The sequence below is a fragment of the Sphingomonas immobilis genome (assembly GCF_030580995.1).
GTDB classification, from domain to species: domain Bacteria; phylum Pseudomonadota; class Alphaproteobacteria; order Sphingomonadales; family Sphingomonadaceae; genus Sphingomonas; species Sphingomonas immobilis.
Genome location: NZ_JAUQSZ010000017.1, coordinates 54,444 through 77,411 on the forward strand (window position 1 = coordinate 54,444; position 22,968 = coordinate 77,411).

At 68.0% G+C, this 22,968-nt stretch carries 19 protein-coding genes; 7 read left to right on the forward strand and 12 right to left on the reverse strand.

Going from position 1 to position 22,968, the window contains the following annotated elements; all coding sequences use genetic code 11:
* Window positions 1-22 precede the first annotated feature (22 nt).
* Genes Q5H94_RS19630 through Q5H94_RS19645 form a run of 4 tightly spaced genes read right to left on the reverse strand, consistent with a single transcriptional unit; the run spans window position 23 to window position 4,705 of the window.
* Complete coding sequence (locus Q5H94_RS19630; RefSeq protein WP_304562951.1) at window positions 23-1,582, reverse strand: N-acyl-D-amino-acid deacylase family protein; 1,560 nt, start codon at window positions 1,580-1,582, stop codon at window positions 23-25.
* Complete coding sequence (gene dgcA, locus Q5H94_RS19635) at window positions 1,579-2,565, reverse strand: N-acetyl-D-Glu racemase DgcA (protein WP_304562952.1); 987 nt, start codon at window positions 2,563-2,565, stop codon at window positions 1,579-1,581. Before dgcA ends, Q5H94_RS19630 begins: the two co-directional genes overlap by 4 nt.
* Entirely contained in the window at window positions 2,558-3,556 is a 999-nt protein-coding gene (gene dgcN, locus Q5H94_RS19640; RefSeq protein WP_304562953.1) for an N-acetyltransferase DgcN, read from the reverse strand. Before dgcN ends, dgcA begins: the two co-directional genes overlap by 8 nt.
* Window positions 3,557-3,565: 9 nt before the next feature.
* The gene (locus tag Q5H94_RS19645) at window positions 3,566-4,705 is read right to left on the reverse strand and encodes a serine hydrolase domain-containing protein (protein ID WP_304562954.1); all 1,140 of its coding nucleotides are present in this window, start codon (window positions 4,703-4,705) and stop codon (window positions 3,566-3,568) included.
* 125 nt (window positions 4,706-4,830) lie between these two features.
* Here Q5H94_RS19645 and Q5H94_RS19650 point away from each other — a divergent pair, with 125 nt between their 5' ends.
* On the forward strand, window positions 4,831-6,084 hold the full coding sequence (locus Q5H94_RS19650; protein ID WP_304562955.1) for a dicarboxylate/amino acid:cation symporter: 1,254 nt from the start codon (window positions 4,831-4,833) through the stop codon (window positions 6,082-6,084).
* Here Q5H94_RS19650 and Q5H94_RS19655 read toward each other — a convergent pair.
* The 3 genes from Q5H94_RS19655 to Q5H94_RS19665 form a co-directional block, all read right to left on the reverse strand.
* Window positions 6,081-6,872, reverse strand: coding sequence for an NYN domain-containing protein (locus tag Q5H94_RS19655; RefSeq protein ID WP_304562956.1), 792 nt, complete (start codon window positions 6,870-6,872; stop codon window positions 6,081-6,083). The two genes, Q5H94_RS19650 and Q5H94_RS19655, sit on opposite strands and share 4 nt — an antisense overlap.
* 75 nt (window positions 6,873-6,947) lie before the next feature.
* Window positions 6,948-7,241, reverse strand: a complete 294-nt coding sequence (locus Q5H94_RS19660; protein WP_304562957.1) for a plasmid stabilization protein — start codon at window positions 7,239-7,241, stop codon at window positions 6,948-6,950.
* Between the two features lie 61 nt (window positions 7,242-7,302).
* Entirely contained in the window at window positions 7,303-8,451 is a 1,149-nt protein-coding gene (locus Q5H94_RS19665) for a zinc-binding metallopeptidase family protein (RefSeq protein ID WP_304562958.1), read from the reverse strand.
* 118 nt (window positions 8,452-8,569) lie between these two features.
* Here Q5H94_RS19665 and Q5H94_RS19670 point away from each other — a divergent pair, with 118 nt between their 5' ends.
* A complete protein-coding gene (locus Q5H94_RS19670) occupies window positions 8,570-11,929 on the forward strand; it encodes a transglutaminase family protein (RefSeq protein WP_304562987.1) in 3,360 nt (1,119 codons plus the stop codon).
* A gap of 41 nt (window positions 11,930-11,970) precedes the next feature.
* On the opposite strand, the gene Q5H94_RS19675 is transcribed toward Q5H94_RS19670, so the two are convergent.
* The gene (locus tag Q5H94_RS19675) at window positions 11,971-12,942 is read right to left on the reverse strand and encodes an SDR family NAD(P)-dependent oxidoreductase (RefSeq protein WP_304562959.1); all 972 of its coding nucleotides are present in this window, start codon (window positions 12,940-12,942) and stop codon (window positions 11,971-11,973) included.
* Between the two features lie 84 nt (window positions 12,943-13,026).
* Between Q5H94_RS19675 and Q5H94_RS19680 the strand changes: the two genes are divergently transcribed.
* The 3 genes from Q5H94_RS19680 to Q5H94_RS19690 all read left to right on the forward strand — a co-directional run bounded on the left by Q5H94_RS19680 (window position 13,027) and on the right by Q5H94_RS19690 (window position 14,996).
* Complete coding sequence (locus Q5H94_RS19680; protein ID WP_304562960.1) at window positions 13,027-13,590, forward strand: TetR/AcrR family transcriptional regulator; 564 nt, start codon at window positions 13,027-13,029, stop codon at window positions 13,588-13,590.
* 74 nt (window positions 13,591-13,664) lie between these two features.
* On the forward strand, window positions 13,665-13,985 hold the full coding sequence (locus tag Q5H94_RS19685; RefSeq protein ID WP_304562961.1) for a hypothetical protein: 321 nt from the start codon (window positions 13,665-13,667) through the stop codon (window positions 13,983-13,985).
* A 69-nt stretch (window positions 13,986-14,054) separates the two neighbouring features.
* Window positions 14,055-14,996 (forward strand): quinone oxidoreductase family protein, encoded by a 942-nt coding sequence (locus tag Q5H94_RS19690; protein ID WP_304562962.1) that lies wholly within the window; start codon window positions 14,055-14,057, stop codon window positions 14,994-14,996.
* Window positions 14,997-15,043: 47 nt separating this feature from the next.
* On the opposite strand, the gene Q5H94_RS19695 is transcribed toward Q5H94_RS19690, so the two are convergent.
* Window positions 15,044-15,925, reverse strand: a complete 882-nt coding sequence (locus Q5H94_RS19695; RefSeq protein ID WP_304562963.1) for an HpcH/HpaI aldolase/citrate lyase family protein — start codon at window positions 15,923-15,925, stop codon at window positions 15,044-15,046.
* Window positions 15,926-16,177: 252 nt separating this feature from the next.
* Here Q5H94_RS19695 and Q5H94_RS19700 point away from each other — a divergent pair, with 252 nt between their 5' ends.
* Together Q5H94_RS19700 and Q5H94_RS19705 are read left to right on the forward strand one after the other, a co-directional pair.
* Window positions 16,178-18,169, forward strand: coding sequence for a GMC family oxidoreductase N-terminal domain-containing protein (locus Q5H94_RS19700; protein WP_304562964.1), 1,992 nt, complete (start codon window positions 16,178-16,180; stop codon window positions 18,167-18,169).
* Window positions 18,170-18,267: 98 nt separating this feature from the next.
* Window positions 18,268-18,951: a ferritin-like domain-containing protein gene (locus Q5H94_RS19705; protein WP_304562965.1), complete on the forward strand. Its 684-nt coding sequence runs from the start codon at window positions 18,268-18,270 to the stop codon at window positions 18,949-18,951.
* Here Q5H94_RS19705 and Q5H94_RS19710 read toward each other — a convergent pair.
* The 3 genes from Q5H94_RS19710 to Q5H94_RS19720 form a co-directional block, all read right to left on the reverse strand.
* Entirely contained in the window at window positions 18,917-20,242 is a 1,326-nt protein-coding gene (locus Q5H94_RS19710) for a glycosyltransferase (RefSeq protein ID WP_304562966.1), read from the reverse strand. The two genes, Q5H94_RS19705 and Q5H94_RS19710, sit on opposite strands and share 35 nt — an antisense overlap.
* A gap of 281 nt (window positions 20,243-20,523) precedes the next feature.
* Complete coding sequence (locus Q5H94_RS19715; protein ID WP_304562967.1) at window positions 20,524-22,071, reverse strand: class I SAM-dependent methyltransferase; 1,548 nt, start codon at window positions 22,069-22,071, stop codon at window positions 20,524-20,526.
* 38 nt (window positions 22,072-22,109) lie between these two features.
* Entirely contained in the window at window positions 22,110-22,961 is an 852-nt protein-coding gene (locus Q5H94_RS19720) for a peptidoglycan-binding domain-containing protein (RefSeq protein WP_304562968.1), read from the reverse strand.
* Window positions 22,962-22,968: the final 7 nt, after the last annotated feature.

The window sequence follows — 22,968 nt, forward strand, 5'->3', positions numbered from 1 at the left end:
TCCCCCGTGGAGTGGTGAACGATCATTGGCGTTTCGGCTTGTGGCTCAGCGCCCGTCCGCCCGCCTTGCCGGTCAGCACGCCGCCATCGACCGCGACCACACCGTTGACGAGTACCGTGCGCACACCGCTCGCGGTGAGCGTCGGTTGTTCGTAGGTCGCGCGGTCGGCGTAGGTCTTGGGGTCGAATACCACCACATCGGCATGCGCGCCTGCACGAAGGTGCCCGCGCCCGGCGAGGTGGAAGGTGTCCGCCGTCAGCGCGCTGCTCGAGTCGACGAACTGGCGCAGTGAGATTACCTTGTCGGCCACGACGTATTTCGCGTATTTTCGTGCGAAGCTGCCGTAGACGCGCGGGTGGCCGCCCGATGCGTCGGAGCCGGTCATCACCCACGGCTGGGCCATGAAAGCGGCGATGTCGGCCTCGCTCTGGTTGAAGGAGACGGTGGCGGGATCGGCCTGGCGGATGACGGCGATGGCCGCTTCGGTCGCATTGACGCCCTGCGCCTTCGCCACCTCGGCGAGCGTACGACCCTTGGACGGCCCCTCGACGATCAGCAGTTTCTCCGCGCCGCCGCGCTTGCGGAGATTCTCGACCATGCCGGCGCGCAGCTTCATCGCCAACGCCACATCGTCGAAGCGCTTGAGCAAGGCCGCGCGCCCGCCGTCCTGCGCCCATAAAGGCACGAGGCTGGCGACGAGGCTCGTTCCGCTGGCGTCATAGGGATATTGATCGGCGGTGACGTCCTGCCCGGCGCGGCGCGCAGCCGCCACCTTGGCGATGATCGCGGGCGCAGTGCCCTGCACATCGACGCCGAGCGCCTTGATGTGGCTGATATGGACCGGGATATGCCCCTCGCGGCCGATCGCGATGGCCTCGTCGATCGCCGCTGCCAGACCTACCGTGTAGGAAGATTCGTCGCGGATATGGCTGTCGTAGCTGCCGCCACAAACCCCCGCGACCCGCGCCAGCGCGACCACCTCGGGCGTCTTGGAGAAGCTCTGCGGCGCGTAGAACAGGCCGGTGGAAAGACCGAGCGCCCCCTGCAGCATGCCCTGCCGTACCAGCCGCGCCATCTGCGCCGCCTCGACGGGGGTCGGGTCGCGGTTCGCCGCGCCGATCACTTTCGCACGGATGCTGCCGAAGCCGATATAGGTGGCGTAGTTGATGCCGACCGGCCACTTCTTCGCGCTCGCCAGCGTGCCCGCGACGTCAATCTCGCCGCCGCCGTCGTTGCCGATGAAGGCGGTCGTCACGCCCTGCATCAGGAAGGCGGGGACCAGCCGCCGCTTCGCGTCGGGCGAGGCGAGGTCCGGCCCCATATGCGTATGCGGATCGATGAAGCCGGGGGCGACGATCAGGCCTTTCGCGTCGATCGTCCGCGCGGCGCGCAGCGCGAGGTGCGGGCCGACCGCGACGATCCGGTCGCCCTTCACCGCCACGTCGCCGGTGAAGGGCGCGGCCCCGCCGGGATAGACCGTGCCGCCCCTGATCAGCAGATCGGCCCCGTCGGCCTTTGGCGGCGCGGCGCTCGTGCCGAGAGTGAGGCCCGCGAGCAATAACGTCAGCCCGCGTGCGATCATGTCGTTCCCCAAAAGCCTTTTGCGGGTGGCACCATGTAGCCGCTTTCGTCGCGCACCCCGCCGGGGCGATCCTCGGCGAGCCATGTCGGCCCGTCAAGATCGGCGAAATCGGACAGGCGCGCGATGTGCATGGCCGGCGCGATCGACAGCGAGGAGCTGACCATGCAGCCGGTCATCAGCCCGAGCCCGCGCGCCCGCGTCTCCCGCGCCAGTTCCAGCGCGGCGGTGAGCCCGCCCGCCTTGTCGAGCTTGACGTTGACGATCTGATAGCGCCGCGCGACCGTGTCGAGATCGGCGGCCGTATGCACCGCTTCGTCGGCGCAGATCGGCACGGCGGGGGTGAAACCCTCCAGACAGGCATCGTCCCCAGCGGGCACCGGCTGCTCGAGCATCGCCACTTTCAGTTCGACCAGCCGCGGCATCAGCCTCTCGATCAAGGCGCGGTCCCAGCTTTCGTTGGGATCGACGATCAGCGCCGCCCCCGGCGCGGCCGCGCGGACGGCGCGAAGGCGCGCTTCGGGATCGGTCGCGTCGACCTTTACCTTGAGCAGCGGCGCGGCGGCGACCTCTGCGGCGGCGGCGGCCATCGCCTCGGGCGTGTCGATGACGATGGTGAGCGCGCTCACCAGCCGCTCCGGCGCGGGCGCACCGATCAGCGCGGCGACGTCCGTGCCCGAAAGCCGCGCCTCCAGATCCCACAAGGCGCAATCGACGGCGTTGCGCGCAGCCCCCGGCGGCAGCAGGCCGAGCAGTTCCTGCCGCCCCGCGCCGTCCGCGATCGCGCCGCCTATCCCCTCGATCTGCGCGAGCGCGCTCTCAATCGTCTCGCCGTAGCGGGCATAGGGCACGCCCTCGCCCTGCCCGGTCGCGCCGCCCTCGCCGATCGCCACGACGATCACCTCCGCCGCCGTCCTCACCCCGCGCGATATGCGGAACGGGCGGTTGAGCGGCAGGCTGTCGTGGCGGAAGGCGAGGCTACGCATCCAGCATGTCTAGGATCGGATCGAGACTCATGGTCATCGGATCGACGCACGGCAGCCCGGTCTCCGCCGCGATCGCCTCACACAGCGGCGCAATCGCGTCCTTCGCCATCGCCGAGGTGTTGAGGCACACGCCGACCGCGCGCACGTGCGCGCTCGTCAGCCGCGCGACCTGCAGATTGGCGGCGAGGCATTCGACGATCCCCGGCAATTTCCGCCCCGGCAGCCCGCGCATGCTCTCGCGCACCGGATCGTGACACATCACGATCGCCTCGGCCTGCGCGCCGTGCAGCAGCCCGGTCGAGACGCCCGCGAAGCTCGGGTGGAACAGCGAGCCCTGCCCCTCGATCACGTCCCAGCCCCTGTCGGCGCGGCCCGGCGTCAGCATCTCGATCGCGCCCGAGATGAAATCGGCGACCACCGCGTCGACCGGCACGCCCTCGCCCGCGATGAGGATGCCGGTCTGCCCGGTCGCACGGAAATCGGCCGGGATGCCGCGTGCCTGCAGCGCGCGGGTCAGCGCGATCGTGGTGTACATTTTACCCACTGAGCAATCAGTGCCGACCGTCAGCAGGCGGCGACCGGCGCGGGGGTAGCCGGTGCCTACGACGAGATCGGCGGGCGGATCGCGCACGTCGAACAACTGCAGGCCCTTCGCCTCGGCCAGCGCCTTCAACGCGGGCACGTCGCGCAGCCGCTGGTGGAGACCCGCCGCGACGTTCATGCCCGCCTCCAGCGCCGCCGTCGCGTCGGCGACGAGGTCCGCGCCCATCACGCCGCCCGAATTGGCGATGCCGAGCACGAGCGTTTTCGCGCCCGCTGCCGCCCCTTCGGCGATCGTCATGCGCGGCAGGCCGACGCTCAGGGGGCAATCGTCGTGGCGGAATTCGCCGACGCAGTCCTCGGGGCGGAACACCGCGAGTCCGCGCGATGTCTTGATGCCCGCGAAATCGCTGCTGTGGCCGAGGTAGAGGAGGAAGGGTGCTGGAATCATGCGCGCACCCTAGGGCAAGGCTTTCGCAAGCGAAACCTCGGCCGGCGTGAAGGCGGAGCCCGCGGCGCGGATGCCGTCGGGCACGTCGGTCGCGAAATAGGCGACGCCGGTCCCGGTCTTCGGATCGATCCACAGGCCGGAGCGCAGGCCGTATGCCTCGCCTGCGTGGCCGATGCGGGTGCGCCCGTCGCCGAACGGATCGTCGAGGCACCCCTGCCGGCTGGTGGCGGTGAAGGTTACGGCGAGGCCATAGCTGCAATAGAAGCCGCGCTCGGTGTCGCCGTTGGTGCCGTCATAGGTCCATAGCGGCGTTGCGAGTGTCGCCACCGATTTCGCCGACAGCAACCGCACCGGGCCGAGCCGCCCCTTCCCCAGCAGCATCCGCCCGATCGTCGCCAGCCCGTTCGCCGAGATGCGCAGGCCCCCTTGCGGCGAGAAGATCGCGCCGTTCGCGCCCGCGCGCCACGTCTTGAGGTCACACGCGCCGTCGCGCGCGGGCGTCACCGGGCAGGCGGCGATCATCTCCGCGCTGTCCTTCACCGGCTGGCCGGCGCGGTAGAGCACGACCGCGCGCGTTTTCGTCGCGGGCGCGCAGGCATCCCAATTGTAGCAGGCGCGCAGGCGCAGCGGCGTGAGGACGAGGCGCTTCATCAGCCGGTCGAACCGCTCGCCGGTGGCGCGCTCCATCACGGCGGCGATGACGGGCAAGTTGAAGTTGGTGTAGCGGAAGTATGTGCCCGGCGCGTGGGCGGCGTCCCACGCCTTCGGATCGGCCAGCACCCCGCGCATGTCGGCGTCGAGCGGCAGGACGTAATCGATCGTGTCGGTCAGGCTGGAACGGTGCGACAGCAGCAGGCGGAGCGTTACGGCCACGTCGGGGAAGGCCGGGTTGCGCAGGCTCCAGCCGAGCAGCCGCGATACGTCGGCGTCGAGATCGAGCTTCCCCGCCTCGACCAGCCGCATCACCGCGATGCCCGTCACCAGTTTCGAGATCGACGCGACGCGCACCGGATCGTCAGGCGTGACGGCGCGGTTGGCGGCGGCATCGGCGAACCCCTCCGCGCGCGCGGAGGTGACACCGCGCGCATCGAAGGCCACGCGCACCTCGGCGACCGGGGGCCAGGGAACGGGAGCGGCGTCGAGTGGCATGAGGGGGAGCGTAGCGGTGCCACGTCACTTCTCAAGCCCCTCCCCTTCAGGGAAGGGGCTTTACGAGAATCCCCTTGCCAAATCCCCGCAATCCCCGTCCGTTAGGCGAAACGGGGGAAAGACATATGTCGCAGGCGACGCGGATCTTGTTGGCGCTGGTGGCGGGGTTGCTGCTCGGCATCGCGCTCGTCGCTGTCGATCCCAAGGTCGCGATCAGCATCACCGGCGTGACGCAGCCGATCGGGCTCGCCTGGCTGCACGGGTTGCAGATGGTGATCGTGCCGCTGATCGTCGGCCTGCTGGTGACGGGCGTGGGGGCCGCCGCCGATGCCGCGCGGGCGGGCAAGCTCGCCTTGCGTGCGGTGCTGACGATGGTCGTCATCCTGTGGACGACGACATTGATGGCGGCGCTGGTGATGCCGCTGCTGCTCGATCTGTGGCCGCTGCCGCCCGCCTGGTCGGAGGCGCTGCGCCGCGCGCTGACGGGGGCGCAGCCGGTCGGTACGGTGCCCACGCTCAGCGCCTTTTTCGAGACGATCGTGCCCTCCAACGTCGTCAGCGCGGCGGCGGGCGACAGCTTCCTGCCGCTGACGGTGTTCGCGCTCGCGCTCGCCTTCGCGATCACGCAACTGCCCGAGGACGCGCGCAAGGGCATGACGGCGTGGTTCCAGTGGTTCACCGATGCGATGCTGATCATCATCGGCTGGGTGCTGAAGCTCGCACCGGTCGGCGTCGGCGCGCTCGCCTACGGCGTCGGTGCGCGGACCGGGGCGGCGGCGTTCGGCGCGCTGCTCCACTACATCATCATCGTCTCGTCGATCGGCTTCATCGTGCTGCTGATGGCCTATCCGGTGGCGATGCTGTTCGCGCGCGTCTCGCTGCTGCGCTTCGCCCGCGCGGTGGCCCCGGCGCAGGCGGTGGCGCTGTCGACGCAATCGTCGCTGGCGACGCTGCCGGCGATGCTCAGGGCGTCGGAGGAACTCGGCGCGTCGCCCGCCGCCGCCGGCATCGTCCTGCCGATCGCCGTCGCGATCTTCCGCGCGACCAGCCCCGCCATGAACCTCGCGGTCGCGCTCTACGTCGCGCACTGGCTGGGCGTGCCGATCGGGCCCGGCGCGCTGCTGGGGGGCATTTGCACCGCGGCGATCACGACGATGGGATCGGTCAGCCTGCCCGGCACGATCAGCTACATCGCCTCGGTCGCGCCGGTGGCGATCGCGATGGGCGTGCCGATCGAGGCGCTCGGCCTGCTCATCGCGGTCGAGACGATCCCCGATATGTTCCGCACCGTCGGCAACGTGACGATGGACGTCGCCATCGCCACCGGCCTCGGCAAGCGCGCGACCGACGTGACGGGCGGGATGCCGGTTCCCGACTAGATCGCGGGCTTGTCGGTACGGTCCTTGTTGCGCTTGTCGGCGACATAGGTCTGGCCGTTGTCGGCCTTGACGATATCGAACACGCCGGTCGCCTCGAACAAGGCGGGGAAGTTCTTCACGCCGTAATTGCGCGGATCGATCGGCGCCTGGCGCTTGGCGGTGCTGCCCGCCGCCGACATCGAGGCCCAGCCGTCGTCGTACATCGCCGCCTCGACCGCGCCGCGCAGCACCTCGATCAGCTTGGCGTCCTGCGCGATCGGCAGCTTGGCGGGCTTGTCGTCGCTCTTCTTGGCGGCCTTGGGCGGCTTTGGCGTGCCCGCCGGGGCTGCAACTTCAAGGCTGTCGAGATAGAGGAAGGTCGTGCAGGCGTTGACGAAGGGCGCCGGCGTCTTGCGCTCGCCAAAGCCGTAGACGTCGTGGCCGTTGGCCTTGAGCTGCATCACCAGCGGCGTGAAATCGGCGTCGCTCGACGCGATGCAGAAGGCATCGGGCTTCTGCGTGTAGAGCAATTCCATCGCATCGATGACGAGCGCGATGTCGGTGGCGTTCTTGCCCGCCGAATAGCTGAACTGCTGGATCGGCCGGATCGCGAATTCGTGGAGCTTGCCGCGCCAGCCCTTCAGCCCGTCCGCCCCCCAATCGCCGTAGGCGCGGCGGATGTTGGCGGTGCCGTATTTCGACAATTCCGCCAGCATCGCCGCGATGTTGGTGTGGCTGACATTGTCGGCATCGATGAGCAGCGCGATGCGGCGGTTCGGCGCGCGCGCCGCTTGCGGGTCTTGATCCAAGGCGGTGTCCTTCGCGTGGGGTAGGGAAGGACGATAGGCGGCAATGGCGCGCTGTTCGAGGATTTCCTGCGCGCCTCAGGCGGTGCCGTTGCGCCGCCGCGTGTCCCAGCCCTTGCGCGCCGCCGCGGACCGCTGTTCCGCCGAGCCCGATTTGTGCGCCCGCCCGCCGCGCGCGGAGGAGACGTGCGTATCCGCCTTGCCACGCCCGGACCCGGACTTGTTGCCGCCGCCCGATTCCTTGTTCACCGTTGCCCAGGCACGCGCCTCGGCGGCCTTCTTCGGCACGCCGCGATCCTCATAGCCCTGCTCGATATGCTCGGCCTTGCGCTTCTGCTTGTCGGTGTAGCTGCTCTTGTCACCGCGTGGCATGTCCGCCTCCTGTCGTCGTGCGATCGGTGTGAAAACGCACGATCCGGGCGGCGGTTTCGCCTCAGCCCGATCCGAGCTCGACCCCCTGCCCCAGCGTCGCGACCAGCGCCTTGAGATCGCTCGACTCGTTGTCGCCCGGTGCCCAGCGGCGGGCGGCAAAGGCGATCAGCCGGTTGATGAAATCGAGCTTCAGCACCACGCCGGGCGACAGCTTGAAGGGATAGAGATCGGGCTGGCCCATGCTGCGATTGATCGAATTGAGCGCGAAGGCATAGTGAATCCAGTGCGCCGTAAGCGTCGCGGTGTCGGCCGTGTAAGGATCGAAATCGATCGCCGTATCGCTCGATCCGCTCGGCGCGATCGGCGGGGGCGACATCCGCACGCCGAAATCGCCGATGACGGACAGCGTATCGACGATGTGCGAATGGTGCGCGAAGGTCTCGGCAAAATCCTCCCACGGATGCGCCGTCGCGTAGGTGGAGACATAATGCTCCTCCCACCCCGGCGGCGGCGGGTTGTTGTAATGGTTCTGCAGCGCCTGGCCGTAATCCGCCCGCTCGTCGCCGAACAGGTTGCGGAAAGGGACGAGGTCCGCGCTGTTGTCGACCAGCCGGTCCCAGAAATAATGGCCGATCTCGTGCCGGAAATGGCCGACGAGCGTGCGGTACGGCTCGCCCATCTGCGTGCGGATGCGCTCGCGCGCGGCATCGTCGGCTTCGAGCAGGTTGATGGTGATGATGCCGTTGTCGTGCCCGGTCAGATGCTCGGGCGACCCGCCCTGCTCGGCCGAAGGATCGTACAGCAGGTCGAAGCCGAGCCCGCCCGGCCGCTCCGCCCAGGTCTCGAACGGCAGCCCCAGCCGCATCAGCCCGAAGATCGCGCGGCGCTTGGCATCCTCCAGCTTGATCCACCGCTCCAGCACGCCCGCCACGGCCAGATCGGGGATGGTGCGGTTGTGGCGGCAGGACTTGCAGAGAGGCTGCGGATCGTCGCGCAGCACCAGCCAGTTGCACACGCCGTAACGCGCGTTGGCGCAGGGACCGAACGCGCCGGTCTGCCCGGTCCGGTTGCGCCACTCCCCGCTTGCCCCGTCGAGGTGATAGAAATCGTTGGTGAAATAATCGAAGCCGAGCGCGTGGCTGCAGCTCGGGCACACGCGCGTCTCGAAATGCAGCAGATGGTGGCAATTGGGGCAGTTGTACGCGGGCATCATCGTCTCCGGCTGGGTGCGCACCCAACGCGAGCGCGTGTCGATCGTTTCGCCGCTTGATCGGTGTTGCGGCGATTTAGATGTTGCATAGCAGCAACGCATGCCGTCTCTAGTGTCCATGCTGAAGGCTGGCCTCCACCACGTCACGTCGTACAAATACAGCCGGCCGATCACTCTGGGGCCCCAGGTGATCCGGCTGCGGCCCGCGCCGCACAGCCGCACGAAGGTGCCCAATTACGCGTTGAAGATCGAACCCGCCGGCCATTTCCTCAACTGGCAGCAGGATCCGCATTCGAACTGGCTCGCCCGCATCGTCTTCCCGGAGCCGGTCGATCATTTCCGCATCGAGGTCGATCTGCTCGCCGATCTCGACGTCATCAATCCGTTCGATTTCTTCGTCGAGGAATATGCGGAGAACTATCCCTTCATCTACGACGATTCGCTGCGGATCGATCTCGCCGCCTATTTCGATCTCGAACAGCAGGGCCCGCTGTTCGAGGCGCTCGTGTCCGAACATGCGCAGCACCGCGGCCGCACGATCGATTTCCTCGTCGATATCAACGCGAAGCTGCAGCAGCGCATCGCCTATGTGATCCGCATGGAAAGCGGCGTGCAGCCGCCCGAGGAGACGCTGGAGATCGCGCTCGGCTCGTGCCGCGACAGCGCTTGGCTGCTGGTGCAGTTGCTGCGGCGGCTGGGCTTCGCGGCGCGCTTCGTGTCGGGCTATTCGATCCAGCTCGTCGCGGATGTCGAGCCGGTCGAGGGGCCGAAGGGCGTCACGCAGGACGTGGTCGATCTCCACGCCTGGGCCGAGGTCTATCTGCCCGGCGCGGGCTGGATCGGGCTCGACGCCACCTCGGGCATGTTCGCGGGCGAAGGCCATATCCCGCTGTGCGCCGCCCCGCATTACCGTTCCGCAGCCCCCATCTCGGGCATGGCCGAGCCCGCCGAGGTCGATTTCCATTTCGAGATGAGCGTCAGCCGCATCGCCGAGGCCGTGCGCATCACCCGCCCCTTCACCGACGATCGCTGGGCGAAGCTCGACGCTTTGGGGCACAAGGTCGATGCCGATCTCGCCGCGCAGGACGTGCGGCTGACGATCGGCGGCGAGCCCACGTTCGTGGCGGTCGATGGCGGCGACGCGGGCGAGTGGAACGGCGACGCGGTCGGCCCGACCAAGGCCGGATACGCCGACAAGCTCATCCGCGAGCTGCGCGCGAAATTCGCCCCCGGCGGGCTGCTCCATCACGGCCAGGGCAAATGGTATCCGGGCGAAAGCCTGCCGCGCTGGGCCTATGCGGTCTACTGGCGCACCGACGAGTTGCCGGTGTGGCGCGATGCATCGCTGATCGCCGAGGAGGACGGCACCGGCAGGCCCGAGGTGACGGCGGCGATGGCCGAACAGTTCCTCGAAAGCGTCGCGACCAGGCTCGGCCTGCCCGGCGGCCATGTCGTCCCGGCGTTCGAGGATCCGGTCGCCTGGTCGGTCAAGGAAGCCGAGCTTCCCGAGAACACCACCACCGACGACCCCAAGATCGACGACATCGAGGCGCGCACGCGGATGGTGCGCGCGTTCGAACGGGGCCTTGGCAATCCGGTCGGCTATGTCCTGCCCGTCCAGAAATGGCAGGCAAAGGCCAGCGGCGGCTGGATGACCGAGGCCTGGAACCTGCGGCGCGGCAAGCTCTTCACCGTGCCCGGCGACAGCGCGCTCGGCTACCGCCTGCCGCTCGGCTCGCTGCCCTATGTGCCGCCCGCCGCCTACCCCTATATCAACGCGCGCGACACCAGCGAGCCGCGCGAGCCACTCCCCGATTTCTACTCGCAGGCCCCGGTTCAGTCGCCCACCCGCGCCGAGCCGGCGCTGTCCGAACAGCGCATCACCGATCATGTCGCCGCCGTCACCGCCCCGCAGGAACGTGTCGAACAGGAACTCGGCGCGATCGGCGCGAGTGCCGTCCGCACCGCCGTCACCGCCGAGCCGCGCGGCCATTTCCTGTCGGTGTTCCTGCCGCCGGTGCGCGCGCTGGAGGATTATCTCGAGCTGATCGCCGCGATCGAAAGCGCGGCCGAGGATTTCGGCACGCCGATCCGCATCGAGGGCTATGCCCCGCCGCCCGATCCGCGCCTGAAGGTGCTGAAGGTCACGCCCGATCCCGGCGTGGTCGAGGTCAACGTCCAGCCCGCAGCGAGCTGGGGCGAGACCAGCGAGATCACCGAGAGCCTCTACGACATCGCGCGCCGCAACGGCATGACCGCCGACAAGTTCATGGTCGATGGCCGCGCGATCGGCACCGGCGGCGGCAATCACATCGTGCTCGGCGGGCCCTCGCTCTACGATTCGCCCTTCGTGCGGCGGCCCGATCTGCTCAAGAGTTTCGTCCTCTACTGGCAGCGGCATCCGGCGCTCAGCTATCTCTTCTCCGGCCTGTTCATCGGCCCGACCAGCCAGGCGCCGCGCATCGACGAGGCGCGGCACGACGGTCTCTACGAGCTGGAAATCGCGCTCGCGCAGGTGCCCGCTCCCAATGAGGGCGAGACGCCGCCCGCGTGGATCGCCGACCGGTTGTTCCGCAACCTGCTGGTCGACGTGACGGGCAACACGCACCGCACCGAGATCTGCATCGACAAGTTCTTCTCGCCCGACGGCCCGACCGGGCGGCTCGGGCTGGTCGAATTCCGCGGCTTCGAGATGCCGCCGGACGCGCGCATGAGCCTCGCGCAGCAACTGCTGCTGCGCGCGATGGCGGCGTGGTTCTGGCGCGAGCCGCAGCGCGGACAGCTCACGCGCTGGGGCACCAGCCTGCACGATCGCTTCATGCTGCCGCATTTCGTCTGGGCCGATTTCCTCGACGTGCTCGCCGATCTGGCGCGTGCGGGCTACGATTTCGACCCCAACTGGTTCGAGGCGCAGAAGCAGTTCCGCTTCCCCGTCCACGGCACGGTCAATGCGGGCGGCGTCAGCCTGGAGATCAGCCACGCGCTGGAGCCTTGGCACGTCCTCGGTGAGACCGGCGCGATCGGCGGCACGGTGCGCTATGTCGACAGCTCGACGGAGCGGTTGCAGGTGAAGGTCAGCAACCTCGTCGCGGGCCGTCATATCCTGACGTGCAACGGCAGGCGCGTGCCGATGTCGCCCACCGGCGTGCCGGGCGAAGCGGTCGGCGGCGTGCGCTACAAGGCATGGTCGCCGGCGGACTGCCTCCACCCGCGCCTGCCCGCCAACGCGCCGCTCACCTTCGACGTGCTCGATGCGTGGAGCGGCCGGTCGCTGGGCGGCTGTATCTACCACGTCGCGCATCCCGGCGGACGGAACTACGACGAAGTGCCGGTCAATTCCTACGAGGCGGAGGCGCGGCGCAAGGCGCGCTTCCAGGATTACGGCCACACGCCGGGCCCGGTCGCGGTGCCGCCCGAGGAACTGCCGACCGAATTTCCGCTGACGCTGGATCTGCGGCGGCCGGCGAATTTGCGGTAACGACTGAAAGCCCCTCCCCTGAAGGGGAGGGGCTTAAAACGTCAGAACGTCTCCCCGACCATCGCCTCGCTTTTCGCCCACAGCGCCTTCGCGCGCTCGCCATCCAGCGCATAGGGCCGCACGCCTTCCGCCGCCGCGTCGAACTCCTGATCGGTGACGTTCGTCGTCACGTGACAATTCTCGCAATATCTGCTGCCGACCGCATCCGCCGGCGCGACCACGCCCGCCCACACCGAGGTCGCAGCACCCTGCGGGATCGTCTTCCATTCGCGCGGCGGCCGGCCCTCGGCGGCGCGCTGGGCGTTGATCTGTTCGAGCATCCCGTCGACCACGCCGTCGTCCAGATGCCGCGTCAGCTCGGTGAGGATGCCGCCGGGATGCACCGCCGTCGCGCGCACGCCGCGGTCCCGGTGCCGCCGGTCGAACTCGACCGCGAACAGGATGTTGGCGGTCTTGGAACGGCCGTAAGCCGCCCACGGATCGTAATCGCCGCGCTCGAAATTGGGATCGTCGAGGTCCACGTCGGAAAAGCGATGCCCCGACGACGCGAGGTTCACCAGGCGGCCGCCCCCCTGCAGCAGCGACGCGATGCGGTTCACGAACACGAAATGGCCGAGGTGATTGGTGCCGAACTGCGTTTCGAAGCCGTCCGCCGTATGGCCGAACGGCGCCGCCATCACGCCTGCGTTGGCGATGATCAGGTCGAGCGGCTTGCCTTCCGCCACCAGCCTGTCCGCCGCCGCGCGCACGCTGGCGAGGCTGGCGAGATCGAGCGCGATCAATTCCAGGCTGCCGCCGTGCGCCGCATCCTTGCGCACCACTGCGGTCGCGGCTTCGGCCTTGGCGAGGTCGCGCGCCGCGCCGATCACCGTCGCGCCGTGCGCCGCCAGTGCCCGCGCGGTCTCGACGCCGAGCCCGGCCGACACGCCCGTCACCAGGATGCGCTTGCCCGTCAGGGTCTGGCCCGCGAGCACTTCGTCAGTCGTCGATGTCTCGCCGAAAACGTCCGTCATATTGATCTCCACAGATCGCATTGTATAAATGGAGGGACTCTCCGCTTCACAAATACGGAGGCATCCTCCGTTTTCAAGAGCCCGATGACCGAACCGGCAGAAAAGATTTCGCGAAAACCGCGCGCCGATGCCGCCCGCAATCGCCAGCGCCTGCTCGACGCGGCCAAGCAAGCCTTCGCCGACAAGGGCCCGGCGGCCAGCCTCGAGGAGATCGCGCGCGTCGCGGGCGTCGGCATCGGCACGCTCTACCGCCACTTCCCGACGCGCGACGCGCTGGTCGAACAGGTCTATCGGAGCGAGACGACGCAATTGGCGGACGCCGCCACCCGCCTCGGCGCGGAGCATCCCCCCGTAGAGGCGCTGCGTGCATGGCTGCGCCTGTTCGTCGAATATCTCGCCGCCAAACGCATCATCGGCGCGGCGCTGCAGACGACGGCGGGCGGCACGACCGAGCTCTACGCGGCCTCGGGCGCGGCGATGACGCAGGCGATCGGCGGCCTGATCGGCCGCGCCGTCGCAAGCGGCGCGATCCACGTCGACATCGAACCGCTCGAACTGCTGCGCGCCATCGCCGGCGTCGCGAACGTCAGCGACGAGAATGCGATGCGCCTGATCGATATCCTGATCGCCGGGATGCTGGTCCGCTAGGCGGACCGAAAGCGCCTTAGGGTCTCGTTAACCGCGATCCGGTATGCCAGGCGAATATCGTCGGCTGAGTATTCGTGCCCGTGTTCAAGAAGTCCGCATCATTGCGCGCCGAGCGCCGCCGCAAGTCGCTGGTCTATCACGATCCCGTGCGACAGGACGGCCCGCGCGTGCTCGAGCCCATCCGCAAGATCGACCCCGACGCGCCGGTCGTCGATGATTCCGAAAAGCCCGGCTTCATCACGTGGCTGTTCATGGCCGCGCTGATCTTCTTCCTCTACGACGGCTTCATGCTCGACGGTTACTGGCGTCGCGAGACCTTCCGCGCCATCGACAGCGAAGCCGGCAAGGTCCGCTACTGGAGCGATCACATCTGGGGCGACGGCCCCAGCAATTGATCGGCGGCACCGAAGTCTTCCCTTCCCGTTCTCCCTGAGCCAGGGACCATTGGCAGCAGGAGACTTGGAATGAAGGCAGCGATCGTTCGAGGCGCGGGTGAAGCGCCGGTCTATGGCGATTTCGAGATTCCCATCGCTGGCGAAGGCGAGCGGCTGATCCGCGTCTCCGCATCGGCGCTCAGCCCGCTGACCCGCGCCCGCGCATCGGGCACGCATTACAGCAGCGCCGGCGGGTTCCCGTTCGTGGCGGGCGTCGATGGCGTGGGAACGGCGGACGGCCAGCGCGTCTATTTCGTCCTGCCGCGCGCGCCCTTCGGCGGCATGGCCGAACACAGCGTCGCGCCCGCCGCGCAGTGCATCGCGGTGCCGAATGGGCTTGCCGACGCCGATGCCGCCGCCTTCGCCAATCCCGGCATGTCCTCCTGGGCGGCGCTCAGCGAGCGCGCGCGCTTCGAGAGGGGCGAGACCGTGCTGGTCAACGGCGCGACCGGATCGTCGGGCCGCCTCGCAGTGCAGATCGCGCGGCACCGCGGCGCGGCGCGGGTGATCGCGACCGGCCGTGACGAGGCGGCGCTGGCCGAGCTCGGCGCCGATGCTACCGTCTCGCTGAACGGCGATGCCGATGCGCTGGAGGCGCGCTTCAAGGCGGTGTTCGCGGACGGCATCGACGTGGTGCTCGACTATCTCTGGGGGCCGAGCGCACACGCCCTGCTGATCGCCGCCGCCAAGGCCGGTCCCGAGGGCCGCGCGATCCGCGTCGTCCAGATCGGCACTGCCAGCGGCGCGGAGATCCCCCTGCCCGGTGCGGTGCTGCGCTCCTCCGCCATCGAACTGATGGGCAGCGGCATCGGCAGCGTGCCGCTGGAACGGCTGGTCGCGGCGGTCGGCGGCGTGTTCGGCGCAGCGGTCGAAGGCGCGCTCCATTTGCCGATCCGCACCATTCCACTCGCCGACGTCGGCGAAGCCTGGGCCGCGAAGGGCGACGATCGGCTGGTGTTCGCGGTCCCCTGATCGCGCGCGCGGGAGAGACGCAGGCTACGCGCTGGAGCGCGGTAGCCTCACCCCCGCCCCGCCAGCTTCAGCAGTTGCTGCGCGCGGCTGAGGAACGGCCGGTCGAGCATCCCGCCTTTGTAGCCGATCGCCCCCACGCCGGGATTGGCGGCGAAGATGTCGACGATCTCCTGCGCCTGCGCGATCTCCGCCTCGGTGGGGGTGAAGGCGGCGTTGATGACCTCGACCTGCGCCGGATGGATCGCCAGCATCCCGCGATAGCCGTCGCGGCGGACGGCCTCGGCCCGCAGCCGGAGCGCATCGAGATCCTTGTAGTCGGCGGAGATCGTCTCGATCGGCGTGACGCCCGCCGCCGCCGCGCCGAGCAGCGTGAGACTGCGCGCGAGTTCGTAGGTGAAGGTGTAGCGGCCCGCGTCATCGCGGTTGGCGCTCGCCCCGACCGAATCCGCCAGATCCTCCGCCCCCCAGGTCAGCGCCACCACGCGCGGCGCGCCCTTGTAGTCGCCGGTGCGGAACATCGCCTCGGCGGTCTCGGTGATGAGCACGATCACCGGGGTCGATCCTTCCGCGATCCCGTTGGCGACTTCGAGCGCGGAGAGACAATGGTCCAACCGCTCGACGTCCGCGCGGCCATAGACCTTGGGCAGCATGATGCCGCCCGGATTGGCGGGCATGATCGCGACGAGATCGAGCAGCGTATGGGGCCCGTCGAACGGATTGATCCGTACCCACAGGCGGTGGCGCTGTTCGGGGTTGGCCGTGATGAAATCGCGCACCATCGGCCGCGCCGCCGCCTTGTTCTCGGGCGCGACGGCATCCTCCAGATCGATCAGTACGATGTCGGCGGGGCCCTGCATCGCCTTCGCCATCTTCTTCTCGCTGTCGCCCGGCACGAACAGCCAGGAGCGGGCGGTGATGGCTTCGGGCATGCGACTTTCCTTCTTGTTCCCCCGCGAAAGCGGGGGTCCAGAGTTACGGGCGACACGGCTCGGGGCTCTGGACCCCCGCTTTCGCAGGGGAACAGGGAAGGTGTCGCGCCCGTGATGCTTTGTCAGCAGCGTAACGACAATTCCAGCACCTTTCGGTCGCGGCAGCCCTCCCCATCGCCGGGGCGACTTTTCCCCGCAAACGAACGAAAAAAGCTGCTATCGGCCAGTCATTCTGGTCGGGGGGCGAGATTCGTGGGGAAACCGTTCAACTTTCTGCAGGCGGCGATCCTGAAGTCGCTGTCGAAGGCACTGTTCCACAAGGTCGATATCAAGCTCACGCACGATCAGATCGTCGCCAACGTCCAATATCAGTTCGGCCTGATCCCCGGCGATACGCCGCGCACGATCGGCTTTACGCTCTACGCCGTCTGCCTTGCCTTGTGGGGCCCGCTGTTCCTGCTGCTGCCTGCGAGCTTCGGCGCGTGGCGGCTGCGCGTGCTGTCGCGTTCGCAGGTCGATATTCTTCAGGATATCGCCCGCATCCGCGGCATCGTCTACGCCGGCTATTACGGCCATTGGCAGGGCGAGACGCAGGACGACAATCTCGACAATCCGGTGCTGAACGCGATCGGCTTTACCCTGCCCGCCCACCGCGTGCGCGGGCCGGGCGAAGTGAAGATCGACTATTTTCCCGGCCGCGACCTCAGCCATTCGGACCTCGTGCCGCACGACGCGATCCCGTCCGAAGTCGACGTGATCGTCATCGGATCGGGCGCGGGCGGCGCGGTCGCCGCCGCGAACCTCACCGCGCACGGCCATGAGGTGCTGATCGTCGAAGCCGGCGCGCTCTGGAACTCGCACGATCTCAGCCACGAAGAACGCAGGATGACGTCGAAGCTGTTCGTCGATGGCGCGCTGCAGAACACCGTCGATCACGACGTCATCGTCTTTCAGGGCCGCTGCGTCGGCGGATCGACCGTCATCAACAACGGCATCGCGCTGCGCGTGAACCAGCCCGGCATGACGCACCCCGATGCGGTCGATGTGTTCGCCCGCTGGGCCTCGCTCGGTGCGCCGGTCGATGTCGCGCGCTTCCACCATGCCTATGACAAGGTCTCCGAACGCCTCTCGATCCATCCGATCGACCCCAAGAGCGGGCGCAACAACGGCCCGCACCTGCTCAACGGCTGGGCGGCCCACGCCGCGGCGACCGGCGACCCGAGAGACCTCGCCGCCCCGGCGAAGTGGTTCAGCAAGAATTACGGCCCGGATTCGATCGGGGCGAACTGCGCCTATTGCGGATACTGCAACACCGGCTGCCCCTATGGCCGCAAGCAGGGCATGGCGCAGTCCTTCCTGATCGACGCGCACCAGGGCGGCGCGAAGATCCTCGCCGAGACAAAGGCCGACGCAATCCTGTGGCGCGACGATTGCGATGAAGACGGGAAACGCATCGCCGACGGCGTCACCGTCACCCTGCCCGACGGCAGCCACCGCATCATCCGCGCGCGCAAGGGCGTCGTCGTCGCGGCGGGCACGCTCGCCTCCAGCCGCGTCCTGCAGAAGAGCGGCTTCGGCCAGTCGGGCACGAACATTTCGCTCAACATCGCCTGCCCCGTCGTCGCGCTGATGCCGACCGAGCTGCGCGTCTGGGACGAGGACCAGATGGCGACCTATGTCGATTGCGGCGATTTCCTGCTCGAATCGCACTTCCAGCCGCCGATGAGCATGTCGACGCTGATGCCCGGCTGGATCGAGGATCACGCCCGGCGCATGCTCAACTACAACCGCCTCGCCTCTGCCGGGATCCTGTTCCCGGCCGACCGGCGCGGGCATATGGAGAACGGCAACCTCAACCTCACGCTGCGCTCCGACGTCGAGCTGCCGCTGCTGCGCCGCGCGCTCGCGACGCTGACCAAGGTGCATTTCGCCGCCGGCGCGCTCGAGGTCTATCCGGCGCTGCTGCCGGGCCAGACGCTCTACCCCGGCGACGATATCGACGCCTTCTTCGCGACCGCGATCCGCGAGGCCGACGACGTGACGCTCTCCAGCTCGCACCCGCACGGCGGCAACGCCCGCAATGCAGACCCGGCGAAAGGCGTGGTCGATCTCGACTGCCGCGTCCACGGCACCACCAACGTGCTCGTCACCGACGCCAGCACCTTCACCAGCTGCATCCGCGTCAACGCGCAGCTCACGACGATGGCGATGGCCTATTACGCCACCGAGGCCGATCCGTTCTGAAAAGAGCGGCCGCGCGACCGCTTTTCACGCGACATTACAGACGTATCGGCCCAAGAGGGCGGTCCGGGAGCAGTCGCGCGCCGCAGGGGTGATGCCACATGTTCGCTCGTTTCCGACGCCGCTACCTCGACGTGCTCGGCTCGATCTACATCTACAACGAACATCGCGGCTACACGAGCATCGACCGCGTGCTGGAGGCGGTGCAGGCGCATTGCCCCGACGACGCGGCCTTCATCGCCGCGATCCACAAGCACCGCGCCGACGAGCGCAAGCATTACGTCATGTTCCGCCGCTGGTTCGATCTGCAGGGCCGGATGCCGCTCGCGGTCGACCGGGCGTGCGGCCATATCGACCGCTTCGTGGAGATCGTGTTCGGATCGACCATCGACGATCTCGACACCAAGGCGGTGATCGCCAGCGAGGCTTTGTTCGAACGCCTGTGCCGCGTCATCATGCTCACCGAGATGCGCGGGATGCGGCAGGTCGATACGTTGCTCAAGTCACCACTGGTGCGGTCGGACCCGGTGCTGGTGCGCATCTTCCGCATCATCGAGCGCGACGAGCCGAGCCACTGGCAGCCCTATCGCGACTGGCTGGTGCGCACTGGGCGGCCGCAGGCGAAACGCTCCGAACGGCTCGTCGATCTGTGGGTCCACCGCGAACTGCTGTTCGTGAAGCTGCCGCTGCTGTTCCCCAACCCCTGGCTGCCGCGCCGCACCGACTGGGCCGATGCGGGAGAGCCCGAGGTCAGGCGACCGCAGCCTCGCGCACGAACGGCGTGAAGTCGCCGCGCTGCCGGTCGAGCGCATCGGCGATCGCGCGCGCCGCCGTCTCCGCGCCGCGCTCGCGCGCCACGAGCTTGCCGATACGCACCGCCTCGTTGCCGTAGGAGCGATCGTCGAACAGCCGCGCGATCCGCTCGGCCGCACGCTTGGCGGTGAACTTGTTCGAACGCATCGTGAGGCCGAGGCCCATCCGCTCGATCCGCTCGCCGTGATCGTGCTGGTCGCCCATGTGCGGCACGATCATCTGCGGCTTGCCCGCGCGCAGCGCCTGGCCCGTCGTGCCCGCGCCGCCATGATGGACGATCGCCGAGGCGGCCGGGAACAGCAGCGAATGCGGCGCATAGCCACAGCGCAGGATATCGCCCTCGACGCTCGGCTCGCCCGTTCCGCCGGTCAGCAGGATCGCACGCCGGCCGAGCAGCTTCGCCGCCGCCGCCGCCTCGTCGTAGAACGCGCCCGCGCAATTCACCGCGAAACTGCCGAGCGTGAACACGATCGGCGCCGGGCCGTCCGCCAGGAACTTCGCGATCGCCGGGTGCAATTTCTCGGCCGCGCCGGTGCAACTGTCGAACACCGGGAAGCCCACGATGCGCACGTTACCGGGCATGTCGGGCTGCATCCCACCGAAGCGCGGCGAATAGGTGCCAAGCGTCAACAGCGAGGATTCGTGCGCCTCGAGCAGCCGCATCGCACCCTTGGGCGCAAGACCGTGCTTCGCGCGCACACGGTCGATCCGGCGCGAGTAGATGCAGTGGATGGCGGCGCGCATCGAATTATAGACGAAGCGATTCCACGACCGGCCCACGCGGCTGACCGGCGCGCGCTTCATCATGCGGAAATCGGGCGTGCAGGGCGGATCGAAGGCGGAGAGCATCGCCATCGGCTGCAGCACCAGCGACACCAGCGGGATACCGAGCTTTTCGGCGACGATGGGGGCGGCGAACACGAAGCTCGACGTCACGATCGCTTCGGCATCCTGCGCCACCGTTTCGAGCGCCTCGGTACTGGTCGGCAGCGCCGGCATCAGCACCTGATCGAGCATCTCACGCTGATTGCCGAGCAGGCGCTTGACCGCCTCGTCCTCGCTCAGGCCCATGCGGCCGCGGACGGCGTCGAACCCCGGCAGGACCGGCACCGCCTCCAGGCCGGCCTTGCGGCACTTCGCAACCTGATCCTCCGCCACCGCCAGCACCGGCCGGAAGCCGAGCCTGCGCAGCGCGAGCGCGATGGCGATGATCGGGTGAAGATCGCCCAGCGTGCCGATCGTGGTGAGAATTATTTTACGCATTCACTCGCCGTTGCCCGGATCCAATCGAGAGTATGAACGTTTTGGGCGTCCTACACCATTGACGATTTCGCGGTGGCATTTCCACACCCTCCGCCGCCACTTTGCGGGTGCATTGTGGCTATAAATCGACAGGTGCCGTCGGCCCCGGCGACGCCCATCCGTAACGGGCCTCCCTGCGGGTGCCCGAATTGGGGCAATCTACCCTATTTTGCCGCCGCGCAAAGCGGAACCTGCCCGAAACGGCGCGTCCCGGTATTCGTACGGAGGGAGTCGCGCGTCGCTCAGAACAGCCGCTCGCCCTCGCCGATCGCTCCGACCGCACGCAGCACCGGCACCTGCTCGATCAGGAAGACCTCCAGCATCTCCGCCAGCCGCTTGCGGTTGGCATCGGCATCCTCAAGCGTCTCGCCATCGACGATCAGCCGCTCGCCCTGCTCGTCGAGCATCTTCCAGACGAAGTCGACGATATCGGCCTCGCCCTCTGCGCGGGCGTAGAGGAACAATTGCTCGATCCGCCCGACCGAGATCGCCGAGCCGGTAAGCGGCGCGGCCAGATATTGCATCGCGCCGGAAAAGCGCGCGCGCCGGCAGATTTCGCGGTTGAGGCGCAGCGCCGCCGCCTGGTCGTCGGCACTGAGCGTCGTCGTGGCGACCGGCGCGACGAAGCCGATACCGACCAGCAGCAGCAGCGCCTCCCAGATTTCCCAGTTGGTCAGCTTCGCGCAATCCGGGTTCTGCCGGATGGCGTCGATCGACAGCGGCTTGCGGTCGGCCAGCGCCAGCGCGATCACGACGGGTTCGTAGATGCTTTCCTTCAGCGTCGCCTCGCCCGCCGCCGTGCGCACCGTCTTGGGGCGCTGCGCGGGATCGCCGAGCAAAGCGAACTGCATGTCGCGGAACGCCTGCGCCACTTCGGAGCGCAGCATCTTGCGCGGACCCTTCACGAAGATGTCGCGGCGGAACTGCTGGTTGATGAAATAATCCTTCACCGTCTCGCGCAGGACGTCGTCGTGGATCTCCTCCAGCACCTGCCGTGCGTTGGTCGGCACGCTCACCGCCTCGATATTGTCGATGATGCTCGCCGATGCGCCGAAGGTGACTTTCGCCTCCGCGAAGGCATCGTGGATTTCGGCGAAGGGTTCGGGGTGCCAATGCGCGTTGAAATATTCGTGCGTGACGTAGGTACGGTCCTGCTGCTTGATCTGCGCGAGCCGGTCGGCAAGGCCGGGGTTGGCGGCGAAATAGGCGGCATCCGCGCCGATCACCTTCTCGACGAAGGCGATCGACTGGTCGACGCGGCCGAGGATCGGGCCGGTCGCCGCCCGCTTCGAATATTCGCTCAGCAGATGGCGCAGCGGCCCCGCCGGCGACCAGCCGGGCGTGACGTTATAGCTGACGTAGAGGATGCCGCCCGGCTTCAGCCGCCGCCGCACGATGTCGAGGATCGCATTGCGCCCATCCTGCGAGATCCACGACCAGATGCCGTGCAGCGCGATGATGTCGAATTCGGGCAGATCGTCGCGCTGCGCCAGTTCCTCGAACGACTGGTCGAAGATCGTCACGTCCTTGCCGCTCGCCTGCGCCAGCTTGGCCGCGTGCGCCGCCTGCGAGGGGTTGAAATCGGTGCCGTAGAAACGCCCCGCGCTCGTCACCGCGTTGATGTTGAGCGACAGACCCTGGCCGAAGCCGAGTTCCAGATAGGTCGGCTCGTCCCCCACCGAATGCGCGATCCCGCGCGAGAGCAGGGCGAGCTTCAGCCGGGTCGGCGACAATTCGCTGAAATAGCCGAAGATATACTCGATTTCAGAGATGTAGCCCGCATTCCACACTGGCAGATACCTTTACGAAGAGAAGGAAAAGAGCCGGATCAATGGCCGTCGGCGGACCAGTGCGGCCGGTCGGACAACAGTTTCTTGACGCCGTAACTCGCGCCGATCTTGTGCAGATCGGAATTTTCCGCGCCGTTGCGCGGGCGATCGAGCTTGTGCGTCTTGCCGCCGGCGTCCTTGATCTCGATCGGCCCGGACCAGGTGATCGTCATGTCGACCGCCGTTCCCTTGATATGGTTCGACGTCAGCGACGGGCGGTAGGCGATGTCGAACAGCTCGACCATCTCCGCCGCCGCCTTGCGCGATTCCTTGTCGTCACCGTGATCCCAGATGATGTCGCAGGAAGAATCGGGCGGCGGGGTGATGTCGCCGGGCTTCGCCTCACCCGTGGAGATGCGCCACGCCGCGTTCATCAGCCAGGCGCGTGTCTTGTTGCGCTGTGTCGCGCTGATCACCACCGTCGCCTGCGCCAGCCGCAGCGCATCGACGAAGGCCGACGCCTTGGCCTGGAACCCCGCGGTCAGATCGGCGAGGCGCGAGCTGTTGGGATATTTCGATTCGTTGAGCGCGAACCAGTCCTTGCCGCTCAGCCGGTAGGCCGCGGCACTGGCCACGTTGCGGTTGCGCGTCAGGTTGGGCAGGCTGACATCGGCCAGCGCCGCCAGTGTCTTGCCGGTGGTATCGACACGCCCGTCGGCTTTCCACAATCCCATACAGCGCGTCTGGAAGATGCGGATCGCGGTGATCGTCTTGTCGTCGCACGTGCCGTTGACGCGCAGCGGCGGCATATTGAAGGTCGCGATGCGCAGGTTCAGGAATTCCTGAACGACCGTCACGTCGCCGGGCCGATTGGGGGACCGCAGTCCAACTGGTGCAGAAATAACCGGCATGATCCGC

Coding starts and splice junctions, on each gene's coding strand:
- Q5H94_RS19705 (WP_304562965.1), top strand. CDS start 18,268: ATGTTCGCTCGTTTCCGACGCCGCTACCTCGACGTGCTCGGCTCGATC.
- Q5H94_RS19645 (WP_304562954.1), bottom strand. CDS start 4,705: ATGCCACTCGACGCCGCTCCCGTTCCCTGGCCCCCGGTCGCCGAGGTG.
- Q5H94_RS19630 (WP_304562951.1), bottom strand. CDS start 1,582: ATGATCGCACGCGGGCTGACGTTATTGCTCGCGGGCCTCACTCTCGGC.
- Q5H94_RS19720 (WP_304562968.1), bottom strand. CDS start 22,961: ATGCCGGTTATTTCTGCACCAGTTGGACTGCGGTCCCCCAATCGGCCC.
- Q5H94_RS19650 (WP_304562955.1), top strand. CDS start 4,831: ATGTCGCAGGCGACGCGGATCTTGTTGGCGCTGGTGGCGGGGTTGCTG.
- Q5H94_RS19680 (WP_304562960.1), top strand. CDS start 13,027: ATGACCGAACCGGCAGAAAAGATTTCGCGAAAACCGCGCGCCGATGCC.
- Q5H94_RS19660 (WP_304562957.1), bottom strand. CDS start 7,241: ATGCCACGCGGTGACAAGAGCAGCTACACCGACAAGCAGAAGCGCAAG.
- Q5H94_RS19690 (WP_304562962.1), top strand. CDS start 14,055: ATGAAGGCAGCGATCGTTCGAGGCGCGGGTGAAGCGCCGGTCTATGGC.
- Q5H94_RS19670 (WP_304562987.1), top strand. CDS start 8,570: ATGCTGAAGGCTGGCCTCCACCACGTCACGTCGTACAAATACAGCCGG.
- dgcA (WP_304562952.1), bottom strand. CDS start 2,565: ATGCGTAGCCTCGCCTTCCGCCACGACAGCCTGCCGCTCAACCGCCCG.
- Q5H94_RS19665 (WP_304562958.1), bottom strand. CDS start 8,451: ATGCCCGCGTACAACTGCCCCAATTGCCACCATCTGCTGCATTTCGAG.
- Q5H94_RS19675 (WP_304562959.1), bottom strand. CDS start 12,942: ATGACGGACGTTTTCGGCGAGACATCGACGACTGACGAAGTGCTCGCG.
- dgcN (WP_304562953.1), bottom strand. CDS start 3,556: ATGATTCCAGCACCCTTCCTCCTCTACCTCGGCCACAGCAGCGATTTC.
- Q5H94_RS19710 (WP_304562966.1), bottom strand. CDS start 20,242: ATGCGTAAAATAATTCTCACCACGATCGGCACGCTGGGCGATCTTCAC.
- Q5H94_RS19695 (WP_304562963.1), bottom strand. CDS start 15,925: ATGCCCGAAGCCATCACCGCCCGCTCCTGGCTGTTCGTGCCGGGCGAC.